Consider the following 22,977-nt stretch of genomic DNA (forward strand, 5'->3'; position numbering starts at 1 on the left):
CCCGCTTGAGATCAGCTGAACGAACCGCCGGATGCGGGTCCGCATGTCCGGTGGTGTGGGGGGAGGGCCGGGGAAACCGGCCCTCCTACCCGATACCGGCCCGTGCACTGGCCCTGCTTGTTCAGCCGGTAGTCCTTGGTCAGTGGCTTGCCCTCCTCCTGCATCGTGGTCACGACACGGAACGCGGCGAGGCTCTTGGTGGCGGCCACGGCCTTCTGCCCGACCTGCGCCGCGCTCAGGCCCGCGTACGGGCCTACCGGCTTCTTCACCGCCGGAGAACTCGCCGCGGCAGGCTTCTGCCCCGCCTCCCCGCCGTCCGGGGAGCACCCTGCCAGGCCCAGCGCACCCACCACGACGGTCATCGCGCACACGCGTGCGTACTGCATTCCCACCCCTGAGAGTCGTGCATGTTCGTGCATAGCCGGATACGGCAGGTATCCGGCCAAGAGCCACGGACAGTACCCCAACCCACTGACAACGGCACCAGGATTACCACCGGAGGCGAGTTGTTTCCGCTGGTCAAAGCCGGTGTCCGTGGGGCTCCCAACGATGTCCGCCGCCCGGCGGGCCTGGGACGGCCATGGTGGGGGTGGTGGCCCAGGACGCGCACCTGGCACCAGCGGCCCACGCGTGCCCGGCGGATGCCGGGTGCGGGCGTCAGCCGGCGTGCGTGACGATCTTGTGGCACTGGGCCAGGATGTCCTCGTCGTGTCCGACGCTGCGCCAGGCATCCGGGCAGCTGTCACGGGCGAGTTCGGTACGGACCCGGGCAAGCGCGGGCGCCGCGAGCGGTCCCATGTCAGCCAGGCAGGCTGTGACGAAGTGCGCGGTGGCCTCGTTCTGTTCCCACGCGGCCAGAAGGATCCGGACGGCCTCCGGCCCCTGCGCGTCGCCGGCGATGGCCCACAGGGCGCGTGCCGCGTGCACCTGGGTCCACTCGTAGCCGGCGTTCAGCAGTTCGCGCAGCTGCGGTAGTGCGGGTGCTGCGGCGGGTCCGATGTCGGCGAGGACGTCGGCGGCTTCGCGGCTCTGGTGGGTGTCGAGGAGGCCGATCAGCAGGGGTATGACCGCGTCGGTGTTGCCTTGCAGGGCCCACCAGGCTGCCGCGGCCGCGGTGCGGACAGCGGGGTCGGGTGCCTCGGTGAGCGGGATGACGGTAGGCAGGGCGCTGGCTGCGGCCGTCCCGAAACCGGCCAGCGCCTCTACGGCCCGGGTGGTGGTGGTCCACTGTTCGTGGCGTGACGCCTCGTGTACGGCTTCGGCCAGTACCGGCACAGCGCGGGCGTCGCCGAGGGTCTTGAGCGTTCCCATGACGGACAGGGCCGGGCCTCCGCCGAAGCCCTGGTCCTGGGACAGGTCGCACTCTTGGAGCATCCGGCACAGGCGTGGGACGAACTCGGGTGCCGCCTGGGGCAGATGGCTGATGACCTGAAGGGCCCGCCAGGTGTCCACTTCACGGTCCAGGGCTTGGATGAGGCTGGGAACGGCCCGCGAGTCGCCGAGCGTAGCCAGTGCCATGACGGCCTCCTGGTGCGCGCGGCGCAGCTGCGCCGGGCGCGCGGCCCACAGCTCCCCTCCATGGGCTGTGCGCTGGGTGGTGAGGTAGTCGGCCAGGGGTTCGCGCGCCGGGGCGGCGATGGCGGAGAAGTCCTTGAGGGTCTCGGCCGCGACGGCCGCGGTGTAGGGGTTGCCGGGTTCGAGGAGGCGTAGGAGCAGGCTGATGACGCTCTGGCGGCTGGTGCGGGAGGCGGAAAGGAGGGTGCGGGCCATCGCGATCGCGTCGTGGCGTACTGCCGGGTGCGGGCTGGTCACCTGCGCCGTCAGCAAGGCGATACGGTCCTGGACGCGGTCGTCGAGGACGCCGTGCAGGGTGGTGAGCAGCCCGGTGGTGGGTGCGTGCACGCGCTGGCCGCGCTCGAGGTCTTCGAAGGCCGCCGCGACCTGCGGCGGGGCATTCTCCTGCGCCGGCTTCTCTGTTGCGGCGCACGGACAGTCCCCTCGCACGGCCTGGCAGCTCACCTCTCGCGACGAAGCAGGGGCTGGTGGAGCGAGCTCGCGGAGCAGTTTGATCGCGGTGGGCACGGTGTCCGGCGTGATCTGTTCGGGTGTGCAGCGGGCCCGGTGGACCAGGGCGGCCAGCCGGAGGTCCGGGGCGAGCTCCGGGTCGTCGGCGAGCGCGGTCAGCCAGGCTCTGCCTTCGGGCAGCGGTGCCTGGGTGCGCAGGGTGAGGTCGGCCAGCGCCTCGACGGCCGCGAGGCGCTCGCGGGTGCCCGCCTCGTCTGTCAGGCGTTCGCGCAGTGCGGCCGCCGCGAGGGACGCGTCCTCGACGAACAAGGGCAGAGCGGCAATCGCCGGCCGGCGCACACCGGGATCGGGGTCCGCGGAGAGGCGGACCAGGGTGTCGACATGGGCGCGCAGCCAGGTGACGGCGTCGGTATGGCAGGTCGTCTCCTGGCCGTCCGGCCCGAAGTAGATGCCGTCACTCCGCTGAAGGGCCTGGTCTCCGATGCTCACCAGGAGCGACAGTGCATCACCGCGGCCCGGGGCGGCGTCGTCCACGGCCAGGTCCAGGAGGTAGGGCATCGCCGCGACGGTGCACGCGTAGACGTCGCCCTGGTGGTGGGCGGCGCTGTAGAAGTCGCGGTACGCCTCGTCCCTTTCTACGGAGACCGGCGAGCGCATCGCGGCCAGCCACCCCGGCACGTCCCCGGCCGGGCCGTAGGCATGGGTCATCGCCGACCAGTCAGTTTCGTTGATCATGTTCGGCATGATGGACGACGCCACTGACAGTGCCTGGGGCTGGCGGACGGCGAGCGTCTCTAGCGGCCGGGGTGCCCTGGGCCCTTTCGTGGCCCGGCGGCCCGCGGGGGTCAGTTGCCGCTGTCCAACGGGGGCGCGGAGGAGTTGGCCCGGTTGACCGCGTCGTCCCAGCCGGAGGGGTCGGCCTGGATCATGCGCAGCAGGTTGGTCAGGCCGGTGGTGTCGAACAGGTGGCCTCGGTAGTCCTCGGGCATCATGCGGCCGTTGATCTCGGCGTTGGGTGTCCCGGGGCCGCGGCCGTCCGGGGTGGAGCGGTCGTAGGCTTTCTGCGCCGCGGTGACGAAGTCGCGGTACTTCATCGTTTTGACCGCCTGGTCGAACGCGGGACTGCGCAGGCCCTCGACCTGGTTCGCCAGCTTCAGCAGGTCGGCCTCGGTGTAGCCGGTGATCTGCTCGACGGGCTGGTGGTCGAAGAGCACCTCGTGGTACTCGACGAACTTGCCTGCCTCCAGCGCGGCCCGCAGGGCGTTGACGGCCCGCTTCGAGCCGCTGCCGGCCCTGTCGTCCAGGAACGACGCCATCACGTACTCGGTACGCACCCGGTGCCGGCGGGTGAAGTCCTCCAGGCCGTCAGCGCCGCCCTCCTGCTCGAACTCCTCACACACCGGGCAGCGCGGGTCCTCGTACATCCGCACCGTGACTGGCGCCTGCGGGTCTCCCACGACGATCGAGGCACCGTCCTTGCCCAGCGCCTCGGGCACGTTCTGCGGGGTGTACTCCCGGCCACCGCCCGCGTGCGTCCCGCATCCGGTCATCACCACAGCCAGTACGACCGCTGCCGCGACACGTCCCCTCACACGACTGACCTGCATGATCCCTCCCCAGGGCAAAGAAGGCGACCATAAGCGACCACCCGGCGTCCGCGCACCCGGGTTGTCGCCGGACCGCCGCCGAGCAAACGCGTGCAGGCGCGATGACTGTGCAGGCCAGAGCCGAGGGCGGCACCCCGCTCCGCCAACTCACGCGCTCAGCTCCGCCACCACGTCCAGTGCTCATTGGACCTGTCCAGTGCACAGTCCCAGTCGTCACCTGAAGCATCCGTGGTATCACCTGCCTCTCCCGACTCGCACAAGTATTCGAACACGGGTTAGTTTGAGCTGCGGGTGGCTGAAACCCGTCGGTTGGCGAGAGGTCGGAGGGTCGTATGCGGTTTCCGCATCTGCATGTCGCTTCCGGGTACTCCATGCGCTACGGCGCCTCCCACCCGCAGGCCCTGGTCCGGCGGGCTGCCGCGTACGGGATGGACGCGCTGGCGCTGACCGACCGGGACAACGTGACCGGCGCGGTCCCCTTCGCCCTGGCCTGCGCCGCAGCGGGCGTGCGCCCGGTGTTCGGCGTGGACCTGGCCGTCGCCTCCTGGGCCCCGGCCGGCGAGCCGCGGCGGCGCCGGACCCCGGCGCGCGGTGGCGCGTTCGTCGACGAGCCGCCGCTGCGGGTCACGGTGCTGGCGCGTACGGCCGCCGGGTGGGCGCGGATGTGCCGGCTGATCTCCTCGGCGCACGCCCACCCCGCCCCGTCCGGTCACCCGCTCGCCTCTCAGCAGGCATTGCAGGAGTACCTGAGCGGTGAGGAGCACCTGGTGCTGCTCGGTCCTGGCAGTGAGCCGGTGCGGGCACTGTCGGCGGGGCGGGCGGATCTGGCCGAGGAGCTGTTGGGGCCGTGGCGGGTGCTGGCCGGGGCCGGGCTGCGCCTGGAGGTGGTGGATCACGATCTTGGCGGGCTGGGGCCCGGTTCGCGGCGGCTCGCGGCGCACACCCTCACCCTGGCCGACCGCCTGAGCATTCCCGCGGTGCTGACCAATGCGGTCCGTTACGAGGACCGCCGTCAGCACCGGGTCGCCGATGTCCTGGACTCCGCCCGGCTGCTGCGCCCCATCCCCCGCGACCCGGGAGGGCTGGATTGCGGGCGGCGGGAGCTGCGGGACGGCGTGGCGATGGCGGGGGTGGCGGAGCGGATCGCGGCGGGAGCCGGGGCCTCGCCGGCCCGGGCCGTACGCCTGCTGGCCGACACCGTCCAGGCGGCGGAGTTGTGCCGGGTGGATCCGGTCGCCGATCTCGGGATCGGCAGCCGTCACTTCCCCGAGCCCCACACCGTGGGGGCCTCTGGCGGGCGCGGGGAGGGGATGCGGCTGCTGCGGCAGCGGTGCGAGGCGGGCATGACCGCCCGCGGCCTGGACCGTGATACGCGGGCGCAGGCGCAGCTGGAGCACGAGCTCGGTGTCATCTCCCGTCTGTCGTACGAGAGTTACTTCCTGGCCGTGGCACAGGTGGTGGCGGATACGCGTGCGATGGGGGTGCGTGTCGCCGCGCGCGGGTCGGGTGCCGGCTCGATGGTCAACCATGCGCTTTTCGTGGCCACGGCAAATCCTCTGGAGCACCGGCTGGTCTTCGAGCGGTTCCTTTCCGAGCGCCGTACGTCGCTTCCAGATATCGACCTCGATGTGGAATCGGAACGACGGCTAGAGGTGTATGACCGGATTTTTGAGCGTTTCGGGCCTGCGCGCGTCGCGGTGACGGGAATGCCGGAAACGTATCGGGCGCGTCACGCCCTGCGGGCGACCGGGCTCGCTCTCGGTATTACCCCCGACACGGTGAACCAGATCGCGAAGGCGTTTCCGCACGTGCGCGCCTGTGACATTCCGGCTGCCCTTGATGAGCTTCCGGAGCTGCGCTCCCTGGCCGCGCAGAAGGAGGCGTACGGGCCGCTGTGGGAGCTCGCGGCGAGCCTGGACGGGCTGCCCCGCGGATTCTCCATGCACCCGTGCGGGGTGATCCTGTCGAACGTGTCGCTGCTGGATCGTCTTCCGGTCCAGCCCGCCCCGGGCGGCGCATATCCCACCGTGCAGGCCGATAAACACGCAGTGGAGGATCTGGGCCTGTTGAAGCTGGATGTGCTGGGGGTGCGGATGCAGTCCGCGATGGCCCATGCCGTCGCCGAGGTGCGGCGCACCACCGGCCGTCACCTCGACCTCGACAGTCCCGATCACGTCGACCTGGCCGATCCGGACACGTTCGAGCTGATCCGCCGCGGCGATGTCCTTGGCTGTTTCCAAATTGAGTCAAGCGGGCAGCAGGATCTCATCTCGAGACTTCAGCCGCAGCATATGCAAGACGTTATCGCCGATATCAGCCTTTTCCGTCCAGGGCCCGTATCCGGTGGAATGCCCGCGCGTTTCATCGCCGCGCGCCACGGACTGGAGAAGCCTCATTACCCGCACCCAGACCTGGCGCCTTTCCTGGATGACACGTACGGGGTGGTGATCTGGCACGAGCAGATCCAGAACATCATCGCGACGATGACAGGCTGCGACCTCGCGGCCGCCGACGTGGCCCGGCGGGCCCTGGCCGACAAGGACCGGCTGCCCGCCCTGGAAAAGTGGTTTCGTCACTGCTCCGCCCACCACGGCTACTCGCCGCATGTGGTCGACGAGGTGTGGGACATCGTCAAGAAGTTCGGGGCGTACGGATTCTGTAGGGCGCACGCGGTGGCGTTCGCTGTTCCTGCCGTGCAGTCGGCCTGGCTCAAGGCGCACCATCCGGCGGCCTTTTACGCCGGGATTTTCGAGCACGACCCCGGCATGTGGAGCCGGCGTCTGCTGGTCCAGGACGCGAAGCGGATGGGTGTGGCCATCCTGCCCGTCGATATCAACGCCTCCAAGGTGCGCTTCACCGTCGAGACGCCGGCCCGGGGCGGGCAGGCGGTGCGCCTGGCTCTGACGACGGTCCGCGGGATCAGCGCCGAGGAAGCCGCCCGGATCGAGGCGGGACAGCCGTACGCGAGCTTGCAGGATGTGTGGCTGCGCGCCCGCCCGTCCCTCCCGCTGGCCCACCGCCTCATCGAGATCGGCGCCCTCACCGCGCTCCAAGGCGCGCAGTCACGGCGTGACTTGCTGCTGCAGGCCACCGAGCTGCACCGGCACAGCCGCAACACCAGGGCTGTCGACGGCCAGCTGCCCCTCGGCGGGGAGATCGTGTCCGCCGAACCCGCCGGACTCGCGCCGATGACCAGCCGCGAGGTCCTCGACGCCGAACTGGACGTGCTGTCCATCGATGTCACACGGCACCTGCTCGACCGACATGCCTGCCGGCGTAGGCGGAGTTCCCGTCCCTGCCGTGCACGCGGTGAGCATCACCGACAGCAACACGCCCGCGCCCGCCAGTCGTTGGCGTACCAATGCGACCACCCCCCGGTTCGTCGAGATCATAGAACGAGGACCGGCGGGCCCGCACGCAGGAACATCCCGGCGCGACTGCGGCCTGGGCAAGGACACTGGCATCAGCCCATGCGTCGCACGCGGGGATGCCGTCGGCGTGCTCCCGGCCGCAGTTGGCGCCAGCGCCAGGCCTGCAAGGCCCCCCGTGGGCGCCCAGGGGGTGCAGCACGTCCAGGGCCCGGCTGCCGGTTGTCCCGCGAGTTGTCCCCGTAGCGATCATCTGGCAGTCGGGTGTGCCGAGTTCGGAGCGTGAGTGAGCGATGGGATGCCCGCTCGGTGTCAGCGCCGTGGGCACCATGCTTGTCATGAGCGAGATTGCGAACCGACAGCCTGACGAACCCGTGTGGGAGGCAGGCGACGTTGTGCTCGACGCGGTAGCAGATGTCTACCAGCGGGCGGACGACCATCCCGTGGCTGAAGGGTGGCCGTGGAGTCTGGGAGTCGAATCAGCGTATGACCTCAAGCACAACATTGCGGCGGCCCCCGAAGGGGGGCACTCCGAGGACGCCCCGGTACGCCCGCTGACACTCCTGGTCCGCAGAGGGAAAGCAGTACAGACCATTTCGATGACGAGCGGGCCAGCACCGCACCCGGAGGTGCGGCAGTAGCGCGGCGGCACCCAGGCGGTCGCCAGCGTCGCGTACGCCCGCGGGGACGATCTGGGCAGGGGGGATCCGTCCGGTCCTGCAGACCTGGTCAGCGTCTTCTTTACCGGTTCACTGCCCCGCGTCCCCACCCATCTCGGGCTGGGACGCGGCGGGTCCATGGGGCCCGAGCCGCCGTGGGGCGCGCCCTGGGGCGGATTACAGCGGGGGTCCTGAGCGGCGCCCCGGAGGTCGTCGACGGGTACTTCAGACCCGTTGTGAACGACATGCTCCATCCTCAGGCACGCCGGCTTGTCCGTCGTGCGCGCCGCACCTGTCCTCGTCGTGCGCGGCGCAGGGGCGTTGCGTCACTGTGGCAGGGGGCATTTCGGGTTCTCGCATTGGCGGCACGGGCCTGACACCAGGCCGAGCACCGGGTCCAGCCGCAGGGTTCGCGCGCCCAAGGTATAGGGCTGGACTGTTCCGTCGGCGGTGACCGGGTGCGGGATCAGTCGCAGGTCGCGGGCTGTCGGCGTGTGCTTCCACGCGGGCGGCGATGCGGTCTCGGGGTTGCCTGCGGGAAGCGTTCTTGCGGATACAGGCAGGGTCAGGCCGATGAGGTCGGCGACGTGTTCGGCGTTGAGGCGTCGCTGGCCGGGGTCGGGGAGAGGCAGGGGCCGGGTGCAGTGCGCGTCGAGCCAGCGGGTGCCGTCCGGGGTGACGAAGACGGGCAGGGCCCGCACGGAGTCAGCGTCCAGGCGGGTGGTGAGGGTCCCGCTCTCGCCGTCGGCGCGGCTGGTCACCTGGTGCAGGTCGCTGACCCGGTCGGGACGCGGGATGGCCACGGCGTACGCTGCCGCGCTGTGCGCGTCCTCGGTGCGGGCACGAGCCCGGTCATCGGCCAGGGCCTGGTCCGCGAGGGTGTTCAGGTCCGCGTAGGCGCGTTCCATCAGGGCGGGCAGCTCGTGGGGTACGGCCACGGGGGCGCCGTCGCGCTCGAGGAGTACGTCGAGGGTGGCGCGCAGCAGGGCCGCGTCGTAGATCGTGTGCCAGTGGTGTGGTGCGCGGCCGCTTTCGGGGGCCAGGACGATCAGGTGGGGCTGGGGTTCTGCGGTGAGGGTGTCCTGGGTGGCGCGGGCCCAGGCCGGGCGGTGGCCGGGGGGCCTGGTGTGGCGGTGGCCGCGGCCGGCGCGCTGGAAGAGCCAGGCCAGCGGGGCGAGATCGCTGATGACGAGGTCGAAGTCGACGTCGAGGGACTGCTCCGCGAGCTGCGTGGTGATGACGATCAGCGGGCTGTCGGGGCGGGTCGCGGCCGGGCCCAGGAGGGTGCCCAGCTCGCGCAGGAGGTCCTCGCGCTGGGTGTCGGGCATCTTGGCGTGCACGAGCAGGAGTCGGGGGCGGCGCGCGCCGGGCAGGCTGGCGAGGAGGCGCTCGGTGTGCTGGGCGTCGCTGACGGTGTTGCAGACGATCATGACGGCGCCCGGCTCGGCGGCCGGGTCGTACAGCGGGGCCAGCTCGGTGGCCAGGGCGCGGGCGCGTCCGTCGGTGACGGCCAGGTCGTGGGTGTGGCGTACGACGTGGGTGGTGATGTGCTGGCGGCGTGCGCGGGGGCTGGGCAGCGCCGCCGAGGCGGTGATCTCGCCGCTTGCGGCGTCCGCGTAGAGCCAGCCCGGGTAGGCGGGCGCAGGCACCTGCGGGTCCAGGTGCCCCGCCCCGGTCAGGTAGGCCGTGATCAGTCGGCGGGCGACGCTGCCGGTGAGGGTCGCGGACAGCAGCACCACGGGAACCTGCAGGTGTCCCAGCCACTCCAGCAGCCGGATGGTCAGGGCGTGGCCGTAGGCGTCGTAGGCGTGCGCCTCGTCGAGGATCACGGTCTTGCCGGACATGGCGATCCAGCGCAGCGCGTTGTAGCGGACCGGCAGCGTGGCCATCGCGGCCTGGTCCCAGGTCGCCACGGCGACCCCGGCCAGCAGGCCCACATGGCGCTCACGCACGAACTCGCCCGCCGTGGTGGACACGCCTTCCTCGCACACGAGGTCCTCACCGCCGTCATCGCGGTAGTCGGCGTTGCGCCAGGCCATCCCGTGCACGAGCGTCACCGGCGTATTTGTTGCGGCGGCCTGGGCGACGTAGTCCTTCAAGCGTGCCCACATCGCATCGGTCGCAGCCCGCGACGGCAGCAGGAACAGCAGCCCGTTCCTGCCCGCCGCCGCGCCCATGACCCGCCCGGCGAACAGGCCCGTCTCCGTCTTGCCGTCCCCGGCCGGTGCGGTGACCAGCAGCACGCCGGCACCCGTCACCAGGCCCGGCAGACGGCGGCCGATGTCCTCCTGCAGCGGATAGGGCCGCGTGATCCCCGCAAAGGCGTCGGCAAACGAACGCACCGGCCGCCACACGGGCATCGCCAGCTGCGACCAGTCCACAGCCCCGGCCGCCGCCTTCACCGACTGCGCGAAATGCGCCACATGATCACGATCGCCTGCCTCCCACGCGGTCAGCCGGTCCGTCACCCAGCTGCGCCGCGAGGCCAGCCAGTCCGCCTGCACCACCAGCCCCGTCACCAGCACCGCCACCCCCGCTGGCGCGACCCGGGCCGGCGCAACCGGCCTGCCGCACGCCTCGTACACCAGCTCCACGAGCGCCGCCCGGGCTTCCACCCAGCCCCGCTCCACCCCGACCCGCGGCTCAGCACCCCCCGGGTCAGCCATCACAAGCCGGCTCAGCATCCGCCCGAACACCCCATGATGACCTCCCAGAATCTGCGCCACCTGCTGTGCTGGCGACCTCGACGGCAGACACGACGCGCTGTAGCCGTACGGCGCCAGTAGCTGCGGCAACACCAGGTGCGTCACCCGCTCATGGCGCACCGCGCCCTCGTTCACCCACCCCTGCGGCGCTTCAAAGCCAGGCGTACCAAGGAACGTCGGCATCGGGCCAGAAGGCTGCGCCTGGAAGGACCAGCAGCATTTCCCGACATCGTGCAGCCCGGCCCAGAACATGACCATGAACCGGGCCGCAGCCACGTCTACACCGAAGCTGTCGGCGATCAGGTGCCGCTGGCTGGCGGACAACGCGCGATCCCACAACTCGCCGGCCATCGCCGCCGTATCCAGCGAATGACACGACACCGAATACGAACTCTTGAGGCCCTCATCCTTGGCCCACATCACGTCTAGGGGGCAGCACACTGGTCGCACCTCCGGATCAGGCCGGCGTGTGCCGGTTCCGTTGACCTCTCCTTCCGCGCGGGCTAGGCACAGCCGTCGCACGGGCAGCCGACATCGGTCCTGGACGCCGCCGAGCTCGGCCTCCTCTACCTGCGCGTTGGGCCCCTGCGCGTACAGGCTGGACTCGGGGGCGTCGAGAAGACCGGCGACGGCGGCCGTTGGACCCCTGCCGTGCAGGCTGGACGTGGACGGCGATGGTGCCGTCCTCGATGGGCGCGTTGGACCCCTGCGCGTGCAGGCTGGACAGCATCGAGGGCGCGGGCCGACTCGCCTCCCACGTTGGACCCCTGCGCGTACAGGCTGGACGACGAGCTGATCGCGGTCGACCTGTTCTCCGGCGTTGGACCCCTGCGCGTGCAGGCTGGACTTGAGTTCCTGGCCCGTCTCGGCTTCGTACGCCGTTGGACACCTGCGCATGCAGGCTGGACGATGGACTTGCCGGTCGCGGCGTACAGGGCGGCGTTGGACCCCTGCACGCGTGCAGGCTAGACGCGATCACGGAGGACGTGCGGCGGCACGGGGACGTTGGACCCCTGCGCGTGCAGGCTGGACTCGCCCGCGAGGGCGACGGCGGCGCTGTAGGACGTTGGACCCCTGCGCGTGCAGGCTGAACAGGAACACCCCGGCGATGCCGCGGGCCACGTACGTTGGACCCCTGCGCGTGCAGGCTGCACCTGATCGCCGAGTCCATGCGCTGGGTGATCGTCGTTGGACCCCTGCGCGTGCAGGCTGGACAGCAGGCGGCCGGTGCGGGCGTCGTCGTCGCGAGTTGGACCCCTGCGCGTGCAGGCTGGACAAGTTCACGCTGACCAACGAGAACCGGCTCACCGTTAGACCTCTGCGCGTGCAGGCTGGACTCGTCGTCGTCCGGCATCATGCTCGGCTGCGACGTTGGACCCCTGCGCGTGCAGGCTGGACAGCGCCTGGGTGGCCAGAGCGGTGATGGAGGTCGTTGGACCCCTGCGCGTGCAGGCTGGACCCGTACTCCACCAGGCGCTCCTCGACGGCCGCCGTTGGACCCTTGCGCGTGCAGGCTGGACACTGGCAGGCGGCGGATACCTGTTCCTGCTGGCGTTGGACCCCTGCGCGTGCAGGCTGGACGCGGTTACCGAACGGGCCGCGTCGGTGGTCGCCGTTGGACCCCTGCGCGTGCAGGCTGGACCCGGGCCACCACCAGGTCGCGTTGGTGCGGGCCGTTGGACTCCGGCGCGTGCAGGCGGGACTGCTCCGTGGCTGCCGGGAACTGTCCCGCTGTCGTCGGACCCCTGCGCGTGGCAGCTGGACTACTGGTCGATGAGGCCGCGCCCGCGGAGGGCCGTTGGACCCCTGCGCGTGCAGGCTGGACGCCGGGCCCGTCGACTCGGTGCCGGCCGCGGCCGTTGGACCCCTGCGCGTGCAGGCTGGACTGGGCGATGACGACCAGCGCGGACGTGATCAGCGTTGGACCCCTGCGCGTGCAGGCTAGCGGCCTCCAGCGCGGTCAGGTACACCGACACCGACGTTGGACCCCTGCACGTGCAGGCTGGACGGCCTCTGGCACCTGCGGGCCAAGGGGTACTCCGTTGGACCCCTGCGCGTGCAGGCTGGACGCCTCGTACTCCTGCGCGTGCAGGCTGGACGTGGCGCCGCCGGTCTCCGCGGCGGTGAAGTCCGTTGGACCCCTGCGCGTGCAGGCTGGATGTCTGGCAGGGCGACTGTCGGGTATCGCCCCTGCGTTGACCCCCTTCGCGTGCAAGCTGGACTGGACGGTGACGACGCGGTGCCCTGCCCGGACCGTTGGACCCCTGCGTGTGCAGGCTGGACTCGTCCTGCGGGCGGACGTGACAGAACGCCTGCTTTGGGCTCCTGCCCGTGCAGGCTGGACCACTTGCCCCACGAGATCCACTGACGACCCACCGTTGGACCCCTGCGCAGGCAGGCTGGACGGCGATGCGGTGACCATCCAGCTGCGGACCTACGTTGGACCCCTGCGCGTGCAGGCTGGACAGCACGAGCGAGCGCACCAGCTGCTCGCACACCGTTGGACTCCTGCTCGAGCAGGCTTGACGTCCGCGACCCCAAGCTCGGCTCCCGGCACATCGTTGGACCCCTGCGCGTGCAGGCTGGACGGCTCCTCGACGCCGACCAGTTCCCACGCCCCCGTTGGACCCCTGCGCATGCAAGCTGGACGCCGCCTTGCCCAGGGCGATGTCAGCCAGCTCCGTTGGACCCCTGCGTGTGCAGGCTGGACTGTGTCATCGGCCCGATGGGCTCGGGCAAGACCGTTGGACCCCTGCTCGTGCAGGCTGGACGCGTCCTGGCATCGCTCGCTCGATCGGCACGACGTTGGACCCCTGCGCGTGCAGGCTGGACTAGAGCGCGCCGTCCAGGCGGGACCAGATGACCGTTGGACCCCTGCGTGTGCAGGCTGGACAGTTCGACGCCCTCGGCTGGGGCGGGCTGCTGCGTTGGACCCCTGCGTGTGCAGGCTGGACATCTTGCGCGACGGGGGCACGGGGTCCCCTTCCGTTGGACCCCTGCGCGTGCAGGCTGGACGGTTTCATCTGCTTGCGTTCATCGTGGTTGATCGTTGGACCCCTGCGCGTGCAGGCTGGACGAACAGGTCGATGTAGAGCAGGTAGGCCACCAGGTTGGACCCCTGCGCGTGCAGGCTGGACGTACCGCCCGGCCGCTACTGGGCGACCGTCGCCGTTGGACCCCTGCGCGTGCAGGCTGGACCCTTCCTGAAGTGCAGCGATGGAGCGGCTTTGCCGTTTCATGGCCAGATCCTTGTCCGGCTGTGCTTGGTGTTCACAGGGATGCTGCATCTGTCTGATCGGGTTGTCGCGCTGGGCAGCGGGCAATGCACGGTGTGAGTTTTCGGCATGGTGCCACGCTCTGATTGAACCCCCGCGTGTGCGGGCTTGACGCCACGTCGACCGCGGCGTTTCGTGTTTTGCGGATTCTGTTGTCAAGGTGCGTCGCTCAGGGGCGGGTGTGCCTGGATTGTTCGGGTCAGGAGGGTAATCTCCCGGCTGCTTCGGTTCTCAGTTTAGGGCGCGGATCGAGAGCAGTCCTGCGCCGTAGGCGCGTGAGTGGCCGATGCCGTTGGCGATGGCCGCGCGTACGGCGTCAGGGTCGGTGATGGTCGCGATGCCCTCGAGCTTGGTGACCTTGTTGCGGATGTAGATCTTGTTGTCGGGGTTGGTGGGGTCGTTCTTGCTGCCGTAGATCTCCGGCAGTCTTGTGTGAGTGCTGGTACTGAGGGCGAGACCAATCTCGGCACTGTGGGTTTCCAGCCAGGCGAGTGCCCTATCTCCGCACAGGGGCTGCCTCTTGCCGCGGTCGCGCTTTCCGTTCGCCTTGGTTGTCTTGCTGGGCTCGTAGCGTGCGAGGCAGGCGTCGATGCGGTACCTGACGTTGTGGCCTGTGCGGCACCAGTTGAGCAGGGGGGTCAGGTCTCGTTCGTCGACCTCGCCGTAGCCGACGGGCAGGGCGTCCAGGTCGAGGGGGGCCTTGGACTGGATAGTCAGAGTGTGGCCTTTGCGGTCGCGTTCCAGGCGGAACAGGATTCCGGCTTGCTTACGGGCCTCGGTGGAGGAGCCGAGCTGGCTGGGGACGAGGTCCAGGATGCGGGTGTGCAGGCTCTGCACGTTGCTGAGGTCGCGTCCTGCGTGGTGGGACCAGGGGTTGAGGCGGATGCGGGTGAGGTGGGCGGTGGTCACGGGGTGTGCTCCAGGAGGCGGTCGCGGTGGGTGGTGAGGGCTTTGAGGTAGGTGGTTCCCAGGCCTGCGCAGCGGTCGCTGGGTACGGTGTGGCGGGTTTCCCACAGGTTGCGGGGGCCGTAGTGGCGGTGGCCGCGGGGGGTGTCGACGGGGGTGTGGGTGGGGGCTTGGTGGGGGTGGCCGGCTGGGGGGTGTTCGTGGAGGTAGGTGATGGTGACGGTGTCTTCGCGGCCGGGTTCGCGGTGCAGGGGGATGTCGTGCAGGTCGCGTTCGGCGTTGGTGCTGGTGGCGATGAGGACGGGGATGTTGGGGGGACAGGAGCGGCGGCCGAGGTGGGGTGGGTAGACGGGCCGGGTCAGGGCCTGGGCGAGGGTGGTGATGAGTCGGGGCGGGCCGGTGAGGGCGAGGGTGAAGGCGGCGTCGGCGAGGTACCACTTGTCGAAGACGAGGGCGTTGCCGCGTGGGTCGCCGTCGGCGGTGCGGACGGTGCGTGTCTTGTGGGCGCCGCCGCCGACTGTGTGGAAGTCCACCAGGCGTCGGCCGGGGCGGTCGATGCGGGTGGTGTGGGTGAGCTGGTCCAGGTCGGTGAGGTCGCTGCCGCGGGGGCGTCCCTGGGCGGCGGCGAGGAGGCCGGTGATGGCGCTGCGGGTGGGGTGGGGGTAGGTGTCGCGGATGGTGCCGCCCTGGGGTCCGCCCCAGGACTGCATGATTCCGGACAGGTGCAGGAGCAGGCCGGGGTTCATGCCTGGCAGTCCTTGGCGTGGTGGTTGAGGGCTTCGGTGACGATGACGTCGACGAGGTCCTTGTAGCCCTTGATGCGGGTGCCGAGGTGGGTGGCGCGGTCGAGGGCGGGGCTGGTGCCGCTGTGGACGGCGGTGATGAGGTCGTCGGCGCCGAGGTAGTCGTGGATGGCGTGGGCGTGTTCGTCGAGTGCGGCGATGCTGGGGGTGATCCAGCCGCTGGTGTCGTCGGCGACGATGGGTGCTTCGAAGGCGCCTTGGAGGTTGACGGGCTGGTCGGTTCGGATGGTGGCGTAGATGAGGGAGGGCGGGCTGAAGGGGGCGGTGCTGTTGCGCTTGGCGCCGGGGACGTGGTTGGCGAACTCTTCCAGGTAGGCGCGCAGGATGGCTTGCAGGGTGTCGGTGTCGGCGTTGAGGTTGTCGCAGAGTTCGTCGACGTTGATCATGGTGTAGCGGTAGAAGGTGCCGGCGCTGTGGGCGTTGCTGCCCAGGTGGGCTGCGCCGCTGGCGGAATGGATGCTGTCGACGGCGGTGAAATAGTCTTTTTGTTCTTCGGCTGCGTGGGTGGTGGCGGAGTGGGCGACGGCGATGGCGCCGCTGACGGTGACGTCGGGGGCGTCGGTGAGCATGCGGCCGAACGCGGCGATGGAGGCGTTGCGTGAGGCGAGGATCGTCCGTACGGCTGCCTTGAACTCCGCGACCGGGCGCTTGAGTTCTTTGGGGACGGGCTTCTTCTTGGGCTTGGTTCCCTTGCCTCGCGGTGCGTCGCTGGCGTCGGTGTCGGCGGCTTCGCGGGCGGCGCGCAGGACGTCGGGGCTGGCGGCGGCCAGGTCGGCGAGCTCGTTGATGGCGTGGTCGGGCACGAAGAGCATGACGCTGGTCATGTCGCCGCTCTCGGCCATGGACAGGCCCTTGATGCCGGCCGCGATCATCAGGGACGCCGCGGCTTCGGCGGCCGCCTCCGGTTCCCAGCCGCGTTCGGTGAGGTTGCGCGCCACCTCGGTGGGGACGTGGCGGGTGCGCAGGGCGCGGTAGCCGAGCACGGCCTCGACTGCTTCGCGGCAGCCGCGCTTGACGCACTGCGAGGAGATGCGGGTGCGTTCGACACCGCCCTGGATGGCCATTTTGGGTGATCCGAAGGCGTCGGCATTCAAATTGGAGTACGGGTAGGAGTGCAGGACGTGCAGGTCGATGTGGATGCTCATGCGGAACTCTCCTCCTGGGTGGGGCGGGGGGTGTAGCTGTAGTGGGCGTTCATCCACCGGTCGGCGATGTCGAGTCGCTTGAAGCGCCACTGGGTGAGGTCGCACAGCAGCCGTGGCCAGGACAGGGGCACGCGTTCGGTGGCGAGGCGGTGGATGGCGGGCTGCAGGTCGCGTACGAGGTGGTCGGTGCGGCGCTTGCGGACCAGGTCCTGCAGGAGTTCGCCGGCGCGGTCGGGCTGGAAGAGCCCGGCGCGTACGGCGCGGGCCAGGGACCAGCCGAGGTTGCCGTGTTCGGGCTGGTAGAGGGCGGGTTGGCCGGGGGTGGTCAGGCGCGGGTTGGGGGCGTGGGCTGCGTACCAGGCGGTGGTGGCGAGGTAGGCGAGGCGGGTGTCGGGGTGGTGGCCGGGGATGCGGGAGCGGACGTGGGGCAGCATCCGGAAGGGTTCGCTCAGTTCGCGGGGGCTCTGGCAGCTGGCGAGGTCGGCGCGGCCGCCGGGGGTGGCGCAGACGCGGGCGACGTGTTCCATGTAGCTGAGGGAGCGGGTCAGCCAGGGCGGCGGCTGGGGTGGGCCGGGGTCGGTCGGCTGGGGGTCGGGTGCGGGGGCGGTCACGAGGGGGCCTTTCGTGGTGGGTGGGGTGGGGGTCAGCGGGTTTTCGCGGGTGCCTTGCGGGTGCGGGGCGGGGTGGCGAGCCGGGCGCGGGCGCGGGCGGCGGCCTGGATGCCCTGGGTGGTGTTCTTCAGGCTGGCGGCGGCGGTGTCGAAGACTTCCAGGGCCGCGTGCCGGTAGGCGGGCTGGTGGTCGGTGTTGTTGAGGCAGGTCCAGAACTCGTCCTCGGCCAGCTGCCAGTAGTGGGTCATGGCGCGGTCGAGGAAGCCTTCGGAGCGGCGTTTGGCGTCGCCGTTCGGGGTGGCCCCGGTCGGCTCGGTTGCCTCGGTCCAGGCGTCCAGCAGCGTCTTTCTGAGGGTGTGGCCGAGTGCTTCCGCTTGTTCGCGGGCCGCGGCGACGGTGGCGGCGGCTTGGGGGTCGTGTTCTTCGATGCAGGCCAGGACGGGCGGGGTGGTGGCGGCGCTCCACTGGCGGTTGCGGTCGTCGAAGCCCTGGTCCCAGCCCAGGGCGCGGACCGCGAGGGTCTTGATGAGGGGGACGGGGAGGTCGGCGATGGTGTTGAAGATGGCGGGCCGGTAGGCGGTTTCCTTTCCGGGGCGTTCTTTGAGGAGCAGGGCGTCCAGGTCGCGCCAGGTCTGGCGGGTGTGGTCGGCGGGGAGGGGGCCGCCTTTGCTGCGGTGGATGAGGTAGGGGTCGTTGGCGGCGGGCAGGCCGCCGGTGGTGGCCCATACGATCCGGCATCCGGTGGTGCCCAGGGCCGCGTCGCCGTCGAGGAGGACGGCGTGTGCGGTGCGGGCGGTCAGCAGTGAGACGGGTCCGGCGGGGGCTTGGGGGTTGAGCGGGTCGGGCAGGTCCGTGGCTTCGAAGGGGGCCAGGTCGGGGCCGGGTCCGGTGGGCCAGGAGGCGGAGTCGGGGACGGACAGGACGAGGGTGGCGAACAGGTCGCCGGGCACGAGGGGGAAGTAGCAGACGCGGCGGCGGTAGGGCCCGGCATTGCACGTCTTGTCCGAGCGGGTGCCGTGCGTGCGGGTGCTGGCGGTGCCTGAGGGTCCGTAACCCTGCCACGCCAGCAGCCAGTTCACGGATTCGGCGGGGGTGAGCGGCGTGTCCTGGGGCAGCAGGTGGGACCAGGCGGCGTTGTTGCCCGAGGGCCGGTTCATCGCCAGGCGCGCGGGGGGCTTGAGCTGCGGGGCCTCGCTGGCCAGGCGCGGGTCCTGCAGGAAGGGGTGTGCGCCCCCGTACAGGTTCCAGCGGCCCTGGCAGCGGCGCTGGAAGTAGTCCTCGACGCGCGCGGGGTCGAACGCGCCGCGGTCCAGGAGCTGTTCGCGGTGTTCGAGCCAGGTCTCGGCGTTTGCCTGGTCGTCGTCCAGGCCGCTTATGCGGGCCGTGAGGGCGGCCAGCAGGCGGCGCAGGACCGATTCGACGGGCGGATGGTCGGCTTCGATACGGTCCAGCAGGTGGGCCGCGGTGAACAGGGCCCGCAGGCCGGTGAGCGCCGGGCCGTCCGGTGGGGTGTGCGGCAGGAGCCGGGCCAGCTCCTGGCGTTGCGGGGCGGTCAGGTGCGGTTTGGGCCACACCCGGATCCACGGGTCTTCGGCGACGTCGAACTGGATGTGGCGGTGCGGGTCGGTGGCGGGGCGGGCTGGGGGGATGGCCAGGTGGTGCTCGGCCCAGGGCGCGGGCGTGTGAGGGCGGGGCTCTCCGGTCGCAGCCGGGACCGCATCATCAGACATGTCGTTAGTCCGATTTTGGGCAGGTGTGGGCAACTCGCTCACGAACACTCCCTTCAGGGCGTTTGCAGGCGTATCTAGGGATATCAGCACCCACTGACAACGGGTCAGGTAAGCCTGTGATCTGGGCTTTTACAGGCCGAAGCGGGAAAAGCGGGCAAATGGGCAGCCCGGGATCGGTCCCACTCGCCCGGCCCGGGATGCGCCCGACTGCTCTCCCCGATGGCCTACGGCGCGTCCCACGCGCACCGGCCCCCGGGTCACTAACCTCGGCCCACCCGAGCACTCCGCGCCGCCGACGAAAGCACCCGACCATGCACCACCACGCAACGCACCCCGCTCCCCCGGCACACGCCGCCGCACACCCGCGGGAACCCGACCCGGCCCGCGACGTCATCACCCTGACCGTCGACGACCAGCCCGTCGACTGCATCCGCCCCGCCGACACCACCGCGCCGACCTGGGCGCTCTACCGGACCGCACCCCAGGCGGCCCCGGCCTACCTCGGCACTGTCCACGCCCACCCCGGCACTCCCGCCGCCTGGCGCGTGCAGGCCACCGGCGAACGCCACCCCACCTTCGCTGACGCCGTCCGCACGCTGCGCCGACCCGGCAGCTGGCCACGAGACCGCGCGCACGCCATCTCCTGGGCCCGAAAAGCCCTGGCCGACCCGGCCACCCTCATCGTTGACGTGCAGACCACCGGCCTGCACGAGCCCTACGCCGTCCAGATCGCCGCGATCGACACCAGCGGGACACTCCGCCTGGACCACACCCTCGACCCCCAGGCAGCGATCGACCCCGCCGCCAGCGCGCTGCACGGCCTGACCGCCTCAAGTACCGCCCAGGCGGCCACCTTCAGCGACATCGTCGCCGAACTCACCCACCTCACCCACAACCGCCGCCTGGTCGCCTACAACAGCACCTTCGACCGCCACGTCATCCAGCGCGACCTCCAGCGCCACTACCAGCAGCACCACAAGGTCAACGCCTGGCTCCAGCAGCGCAGTTGGCACAACGCGCTACCTCCCATCGCCGCCGCGAGCGGACTGTGGTCGGAGCGCCGGCAGGCCTACCGCTACCCCAGACTCGGCGGAAACTACGACGCCGCCGCCCACTGCACTCTCCTGCTCGAACGCCTGCGCCACCTCGCCTCGGCGGGTACCTGAGTACGCCACCACCCGCAGCAGGTCGCGGCAGCGAACGAACTGCAGCGCGCCCTGCGGGACTTCGGGCGGATGCGGGAGACGGTGGCGCGACCGGCTACCAGGCTCCCGCGCAGCAGCGGCCTACACCGGGCGGCCGCCCGCGACGAAGCCGTGCGCTCCAAGCAGGCGGTCCTCGCGGCGGCTTCGTCGGTATCCCGGCATCCGGCCGTCAGCCGGAGCGTGTCCGCCGCCCGCCGTGCGAGCGCTCGCAGCACACCGGGCCCCTCCCGCGTCCAGGTCCCGCTGCCGGCGGGCCGTGCAGGCACCCCGCTGCGAGGCCAGGTCACCGGGAGGCCGTGCTGCCCGGCCGGTGACTGGCCCACAGCCACCTGGCCGGAGACGACATCACCGGCCGTCGTGCGCGCGTTCGACGCCACGGCGATCACGTACGCCTGCAAGGCCACCGTGCACCCGATACCCACCCCACAGAGGCAGCGAACGCGTTTCTCCCGCGCCCAGGGCGAGTTGGACACGTACGGTGGGAAGGGCCGGTCAGCCAGTGCAGCGTGATGGAGCAGGGACCAGCAGGACGAACGCGCAACGGGGAAAGCGAGCGGGCATGACGCAAGTGACGACGACCGAGCCGGTCGAACGCCTGGTGGGGCGCACCTGGATCGTGCGCCTGGATGCCGCCGCGCGCGGCAGCGCGGCCGTGCGTGTCTCGTGCAGTCGTCCTGCCTGCGCCGTACAGCGGTGGCCGTCCGCGGCCGAGGGGCGCGCCGCCGCTGTCGCTCACCTCAAGGCCCATCTCAAGGCCGCTCCCGCGCCCCGGGCCCAGGCGTACTGCGCGTGCAAGGCGCACGAGTGCAGCTCACACGTGCGCCCCGCTGAGCGGCGTCAGCGTGGTGAACCCTGGCGGTGTGGCGGCCCGGTGGTCCTGGCTGTGGTCACCGACCGGGAAGGCCGCTGGTGGCAGGCGATGGAATGCTGTGCCCGGTGCGCGGCCGCCACCCCGGGCGCCACGACCGCGGCCACGGCCCCGCCGCTCCGCCCGCAAAGCACCCCCCGCCCGGACCCCACCGCCACGGTCGCCGGTACGAGCGCACCCCTGTTTTCCGACCCCCAGCCGGCCGCCACCGACGCGACGGCCGTTCCCGCTCCCCGCCCGCGCCCCGAACGGCGCCGGTCACTGCCTTCGAGGATCGGCCAGCGGACTATCCCGCACAGCCTGCGCCCCACCGAGCTGCGGGACGAACTCATCGCGCTGGGTGACCTCTTCCGCAGCTACCAGCAGCGCGAGCCCGACCTGGCCACGCTCGCCGACCTCCATGAACGTAAAGCCCGCGCGTTTGCCGCCTGGGCCGATGCCGGCGGCGGGTCGGTCCTGCGGGACGAGGCCGCACGCTCCCAGCAGGCCGCCGCTGCCATCCGCCTCCAGCACGAACACCGCGCCGGCCGGACCGTCAGCTCACCCGGGCATCCCGATACGGGACCTGCCGGAATGGAAAGCCCCGGCGGCACCGCAGCGATGGACTGCGGGCCGGTGGTGCAGCGGCAGCTGACCGTACGGACGCAGTGGGACCACGCGCGCTCCGTCCTCACCTACGCCGCCGACCACGCCCCGCTGCCGGGCCCGCAGGCGCGGCTGCTCACGCTGATGCTGACCCTGCGCACCGCGCACACTGGCACCGGCAACCTCGTCGGCCAGGACATCACCGCCCTGGGCCTGACCGACCCCGAGGACTTGATCGAGGACCTGACAGGCTGCGGCTGGCTGCAGCTGCCCGGCACCGCTGGCGAGCTCCTCGCCTCGCGGCCTGAGAACGCCACCCCCGTCACCGTCCCCTCCTTGGTCCCCGATGAGGGCAAGGCGGGCCCGTTCACGTTCGGCAGGAAGATGCGGCCCAAGCTCTCTGGCTGGGCGCAGAAGGTCATCTCGGACAAGAAGCTCCGCAAAGCCAAGGCCACCGCCGCGACCCGGCTGCTCGCCCTCACCCTCGCCACCCAGACCGATACCCAAGGGCGCCTGGGTCCCGGCGTGCAGGGCATCGCCCTGACGGCACTCGCCGCCGCGGTCCCAGTCGATCCGGGTGAACTGGAGCACTTGGTCGACCAGCTGACGCAAGCGGACTGGCTTATCGACGCGGCCCTCGCCGACACCGGACTCACCGGCCAGCTGACCGAGCGGGTCCTCCCGCTCGCCTGCCCCCTCTGGACGTAGAGCGTCGCAGCGGCCGGCCGACGGAGGGTCGCCGCTGGGGCCAGCCCTGGCAGTCTCAGCCAGCCGAGTGGGCGTCACGCCACGGTGGCGACGTGAGCGACTACACCTGTTCCTGATACGTCCTGATCTCGGCTGGCTTGAGGCGGTGGATCGTTGCCCAGGCAGGGCGCTCGGTCAGTCCGTGGGCCCATTCGTCGAGATCGTCTCCGGCATCGTGGAAGAACCACGAGTCGAAGCTTCCCAGGGCCTCCAGGGTGGGTGCGTGGCCGTAGGTGAGTTCGCAGTGGACCTGCAGGTAGTGGTCGTGATCACCGTTGCTGTCGGAGATCTCAAACTGCCGGGTGAGGTCCAGGGTGAACGCCGGAGGGCCGTCGAACGCGTGGGTCCCGTACTGGAACAGGAGACCGTCGGCGTCGGGTGTGTCCGGGACGTCGAACAGCTGTCGGCCGAATCGGAGGAAGGCCAGCCAGAGGTCTTCCGTGACGAGATCGTCAAGTGCTCGCTGCCCTGAACTCAGTTCGCTCCCAAGCACTCTCACAGCGTCATCCACCATCAGTCTCCGTGTCATGCCCGCCCTCCTCGCCACCGCAACCGGCCACAGCGTACTGACCCCGGTGAACACAGCCGGGTCACGGCACTCCCCCTGCCTGGTCCCTACGCATCCGCGCCTACAGCCCACGCAAGGACATCACCCTCACGGACGCTGAGAGCAACGCGGGGTCGGGCGCGTCGGGACAGCGATCGCCGTAGGGCACCCAGGGCCCCGATCGTGTCACG

At 70.8% G+C, this 22,977-nt stretch carries 13 protein-coding genes; 3 read left to right on the forward strand and 10 right to left on the reverse strand.

Annotated features, from left to right (window positions below; all coding sequences use genetic code 11):
• Nucleotides 1-11: 11 nt before the first annotated feature.
• From ABT160_RS39745 to ABT160_RS39755, 3 genes are all read right to left on the reverse strand, one after another.
• Nucleotides 12-386 (reverse strand): hypothetical protein, encoded by a 375-nt coding sequence (locus ABT160_RS39745; RefSeq protein ID WP_351653500.1) that lies wholly within the window; start codon nucleotides 384-386, stop codon nucleotides 12-14.
• Nucleotides 387-657: 271 nt separating this feature from the next.
• Entirely contained in the window at nucleotides 658-2,760 is a 2,103-nt protein-coding gene (locus ABT160_RS39750) for a HEAT repeat domain-containing protein (RefSeq protein WP_351653501.1), read from the reverse strand.
• A gap of 110 nt (nucleotides 2,761-2,870) precedes the next feature.
• Nucleotides 2,871-3,632: a DsbA family protein gene (locus tag ABT160_RS39755; protein WP_351653502.1), complete on the reverse strand. Its 762-nt coding sequence runs from the start codon at nucleotides 3,630-3,632 to the stop codon at nucleotides 2,871-2,873.
• Nucleotides 3,633-3,964: 332 nt separating this feature from the next.
• Between ABT160_RS39755 and dnaE the strand changes: the two genes are divergently transcribed.
• Entirely contained in the window at nucleotides 3,965-7,246 is a 3,282-nt protein-coding gene (gene dnaE / locus ABT160_RS39760; protein WP_351653504.1) for a DNA polymerase III subunit alpha, read from the forward strand.
• Between the two features lie 739 nt (nucleotides 7,247-7,985).
• Here dnaE and cas3 read toward each other — a convergent pair.
• The 6 genes from cas3 to casA all read right to left on the reverse strand — a co-directional run bounded on the left by cas3 (nucleotide 7,986) and on the right by casA (nucleotide 18,834).
• Entirely contained in the window at nucleotides 7,986-11,261 is a 3,276-nt protein-coding gene (gene cas3 / locus ABT160_RS39765; RefSeq protein WP_502984386.1) for a CRISPR-associated helicase Cas3', read from the reverse strand.
• A gap of 2,609 nt (nucleotides 11,262-13,870) precedes the next feature.
• A complete protein-coding gene (locus ABT160_RS39770) occupies nucleotides 13,871-14,548 on the reverse strand; it encodes a type I-E CRISPR-associated protein Cas6/Cse3/CasE (protein ID WP_351653505.1) in 678 nt (225 codons plus the stop codon).
• A complete protein-coding gene (gene cas5e / locus ABT160_RS39775; protein WP_351653507.1) occupies nucleotides 14,545-15,291 on the reverse strand; it encodes a type I-E CRISPR-associated protein Cas5/CasD in 747 nt (248 codons plus the stop codon). The genes ABT160_RS39770 and cas5e overlap by 4 nt, the downstream gene beginning before the upstream one ends.
• The gene (gene cas7e / locus ABT160_RS39780) at nucleotides 15,288-16,493 is read right to left on the reverse strand and encodes a type I-E CRISPR-associated protein Cas7/Cse4/CasC (RefSeq protein ID WP_351653509.1); all 1,206 of its coding nucleotides are present in this window, start codon (nucleotides 16,491-16,493) and stop codon (nucleotides 15,288-15,290) included. Before cas7e ends, cas5e begins: the two co-directional genes overlap by 4 nt.
• The gene (gene casB / locus ABT160_RS39785) at nucleotides 16,490-17,104 is read right to left on the reverse strand and encodes a type I-E CRISPR-associated protein Cse2/CasB (RefSeq protein WP_351653511.1); all 615 of its coding nucleotides are present in this window, start codon (nucleotides 17,102-17,104) and stop codon (nucleotides 16,490-16,492) included. Before casB ends, cas7e begins: the two co-directional genes overlap by 4 nt.
• 32 nt (nucleotides 17,105-17,136) lie before the next feature.
• Entirely contained in the window at nucleotides 17,137-18,834 is a 1,698-nt protein-coding gene (gene casA, locus ABT160_RS39790; RefSeq protein ID WP_351653512.1) for a type I-E CRISPR-associated protein Cse1/CasA, read from the reverse strand.
• 311 nt (nucleotides 18,835-19,145) lie between these two features.
• Here casA and ABT160_RS39795 point away from each other — a divergent pair, with 311 nt between their 5' ends.
• Both ABT160_RS39795 and ABT160_RS39800 read left to right on the forward strand, forming a co-directional pair.
• Complete coding sequence (locus tag ABT160_RS39795; RefSeq protein ID WP_351653514.1) at nucleotides 19,146-20,000, forward strand: 3'-5' exonuclease; 855 nt, start codon at nucleotides 19,146-19,148, stop codon at nucleotides 19,998-20,000.
• 598 nt (nucleotides 20,001-20,598) lie between these two features.
• Nucleotides 20,599-22,200 (forward strand): hypothetical protein, encoded by a 1,602-nt coding sequence (locus ABT160_RS39800; RefSeq protein ID WP_351653516.1) that lies wholly within the window; start codon nucleotides 20,599-20,601, stop codon nucleotides 22,198-22,200.
• A 100-nt stretch (nucleotides 22,201-22,300) separates the two neighbouring features.
• On the opposite strand, the gene ABT160_RS39805 is transcribed toward ABT160_RS39800, so the two are convergent.
• Nucleotides 22,301-22,768, reverse strand: coding sequence for a hypothetical protein (locus ABT160_RS39805; protein ID WP_351653518.1), 468 nt, complete (start codon nucleotides 22,766-22,768; stop codon nucleotides 22,301-22,303).
• Between the last annotated feature and the right edge of the window lie 209 nt (nucleotides 22,769-22,977).

Source organism: Streptomyces sp. NPDC001941, from assembly GCF_040296945.1.
In the GTDB taxonomy this organism is placed as follows: domain Bacteria; phylum Actinomycetota; class Actinomycetes; order Streptomycetales; family Streptomycetaceae; genus Streptomyces.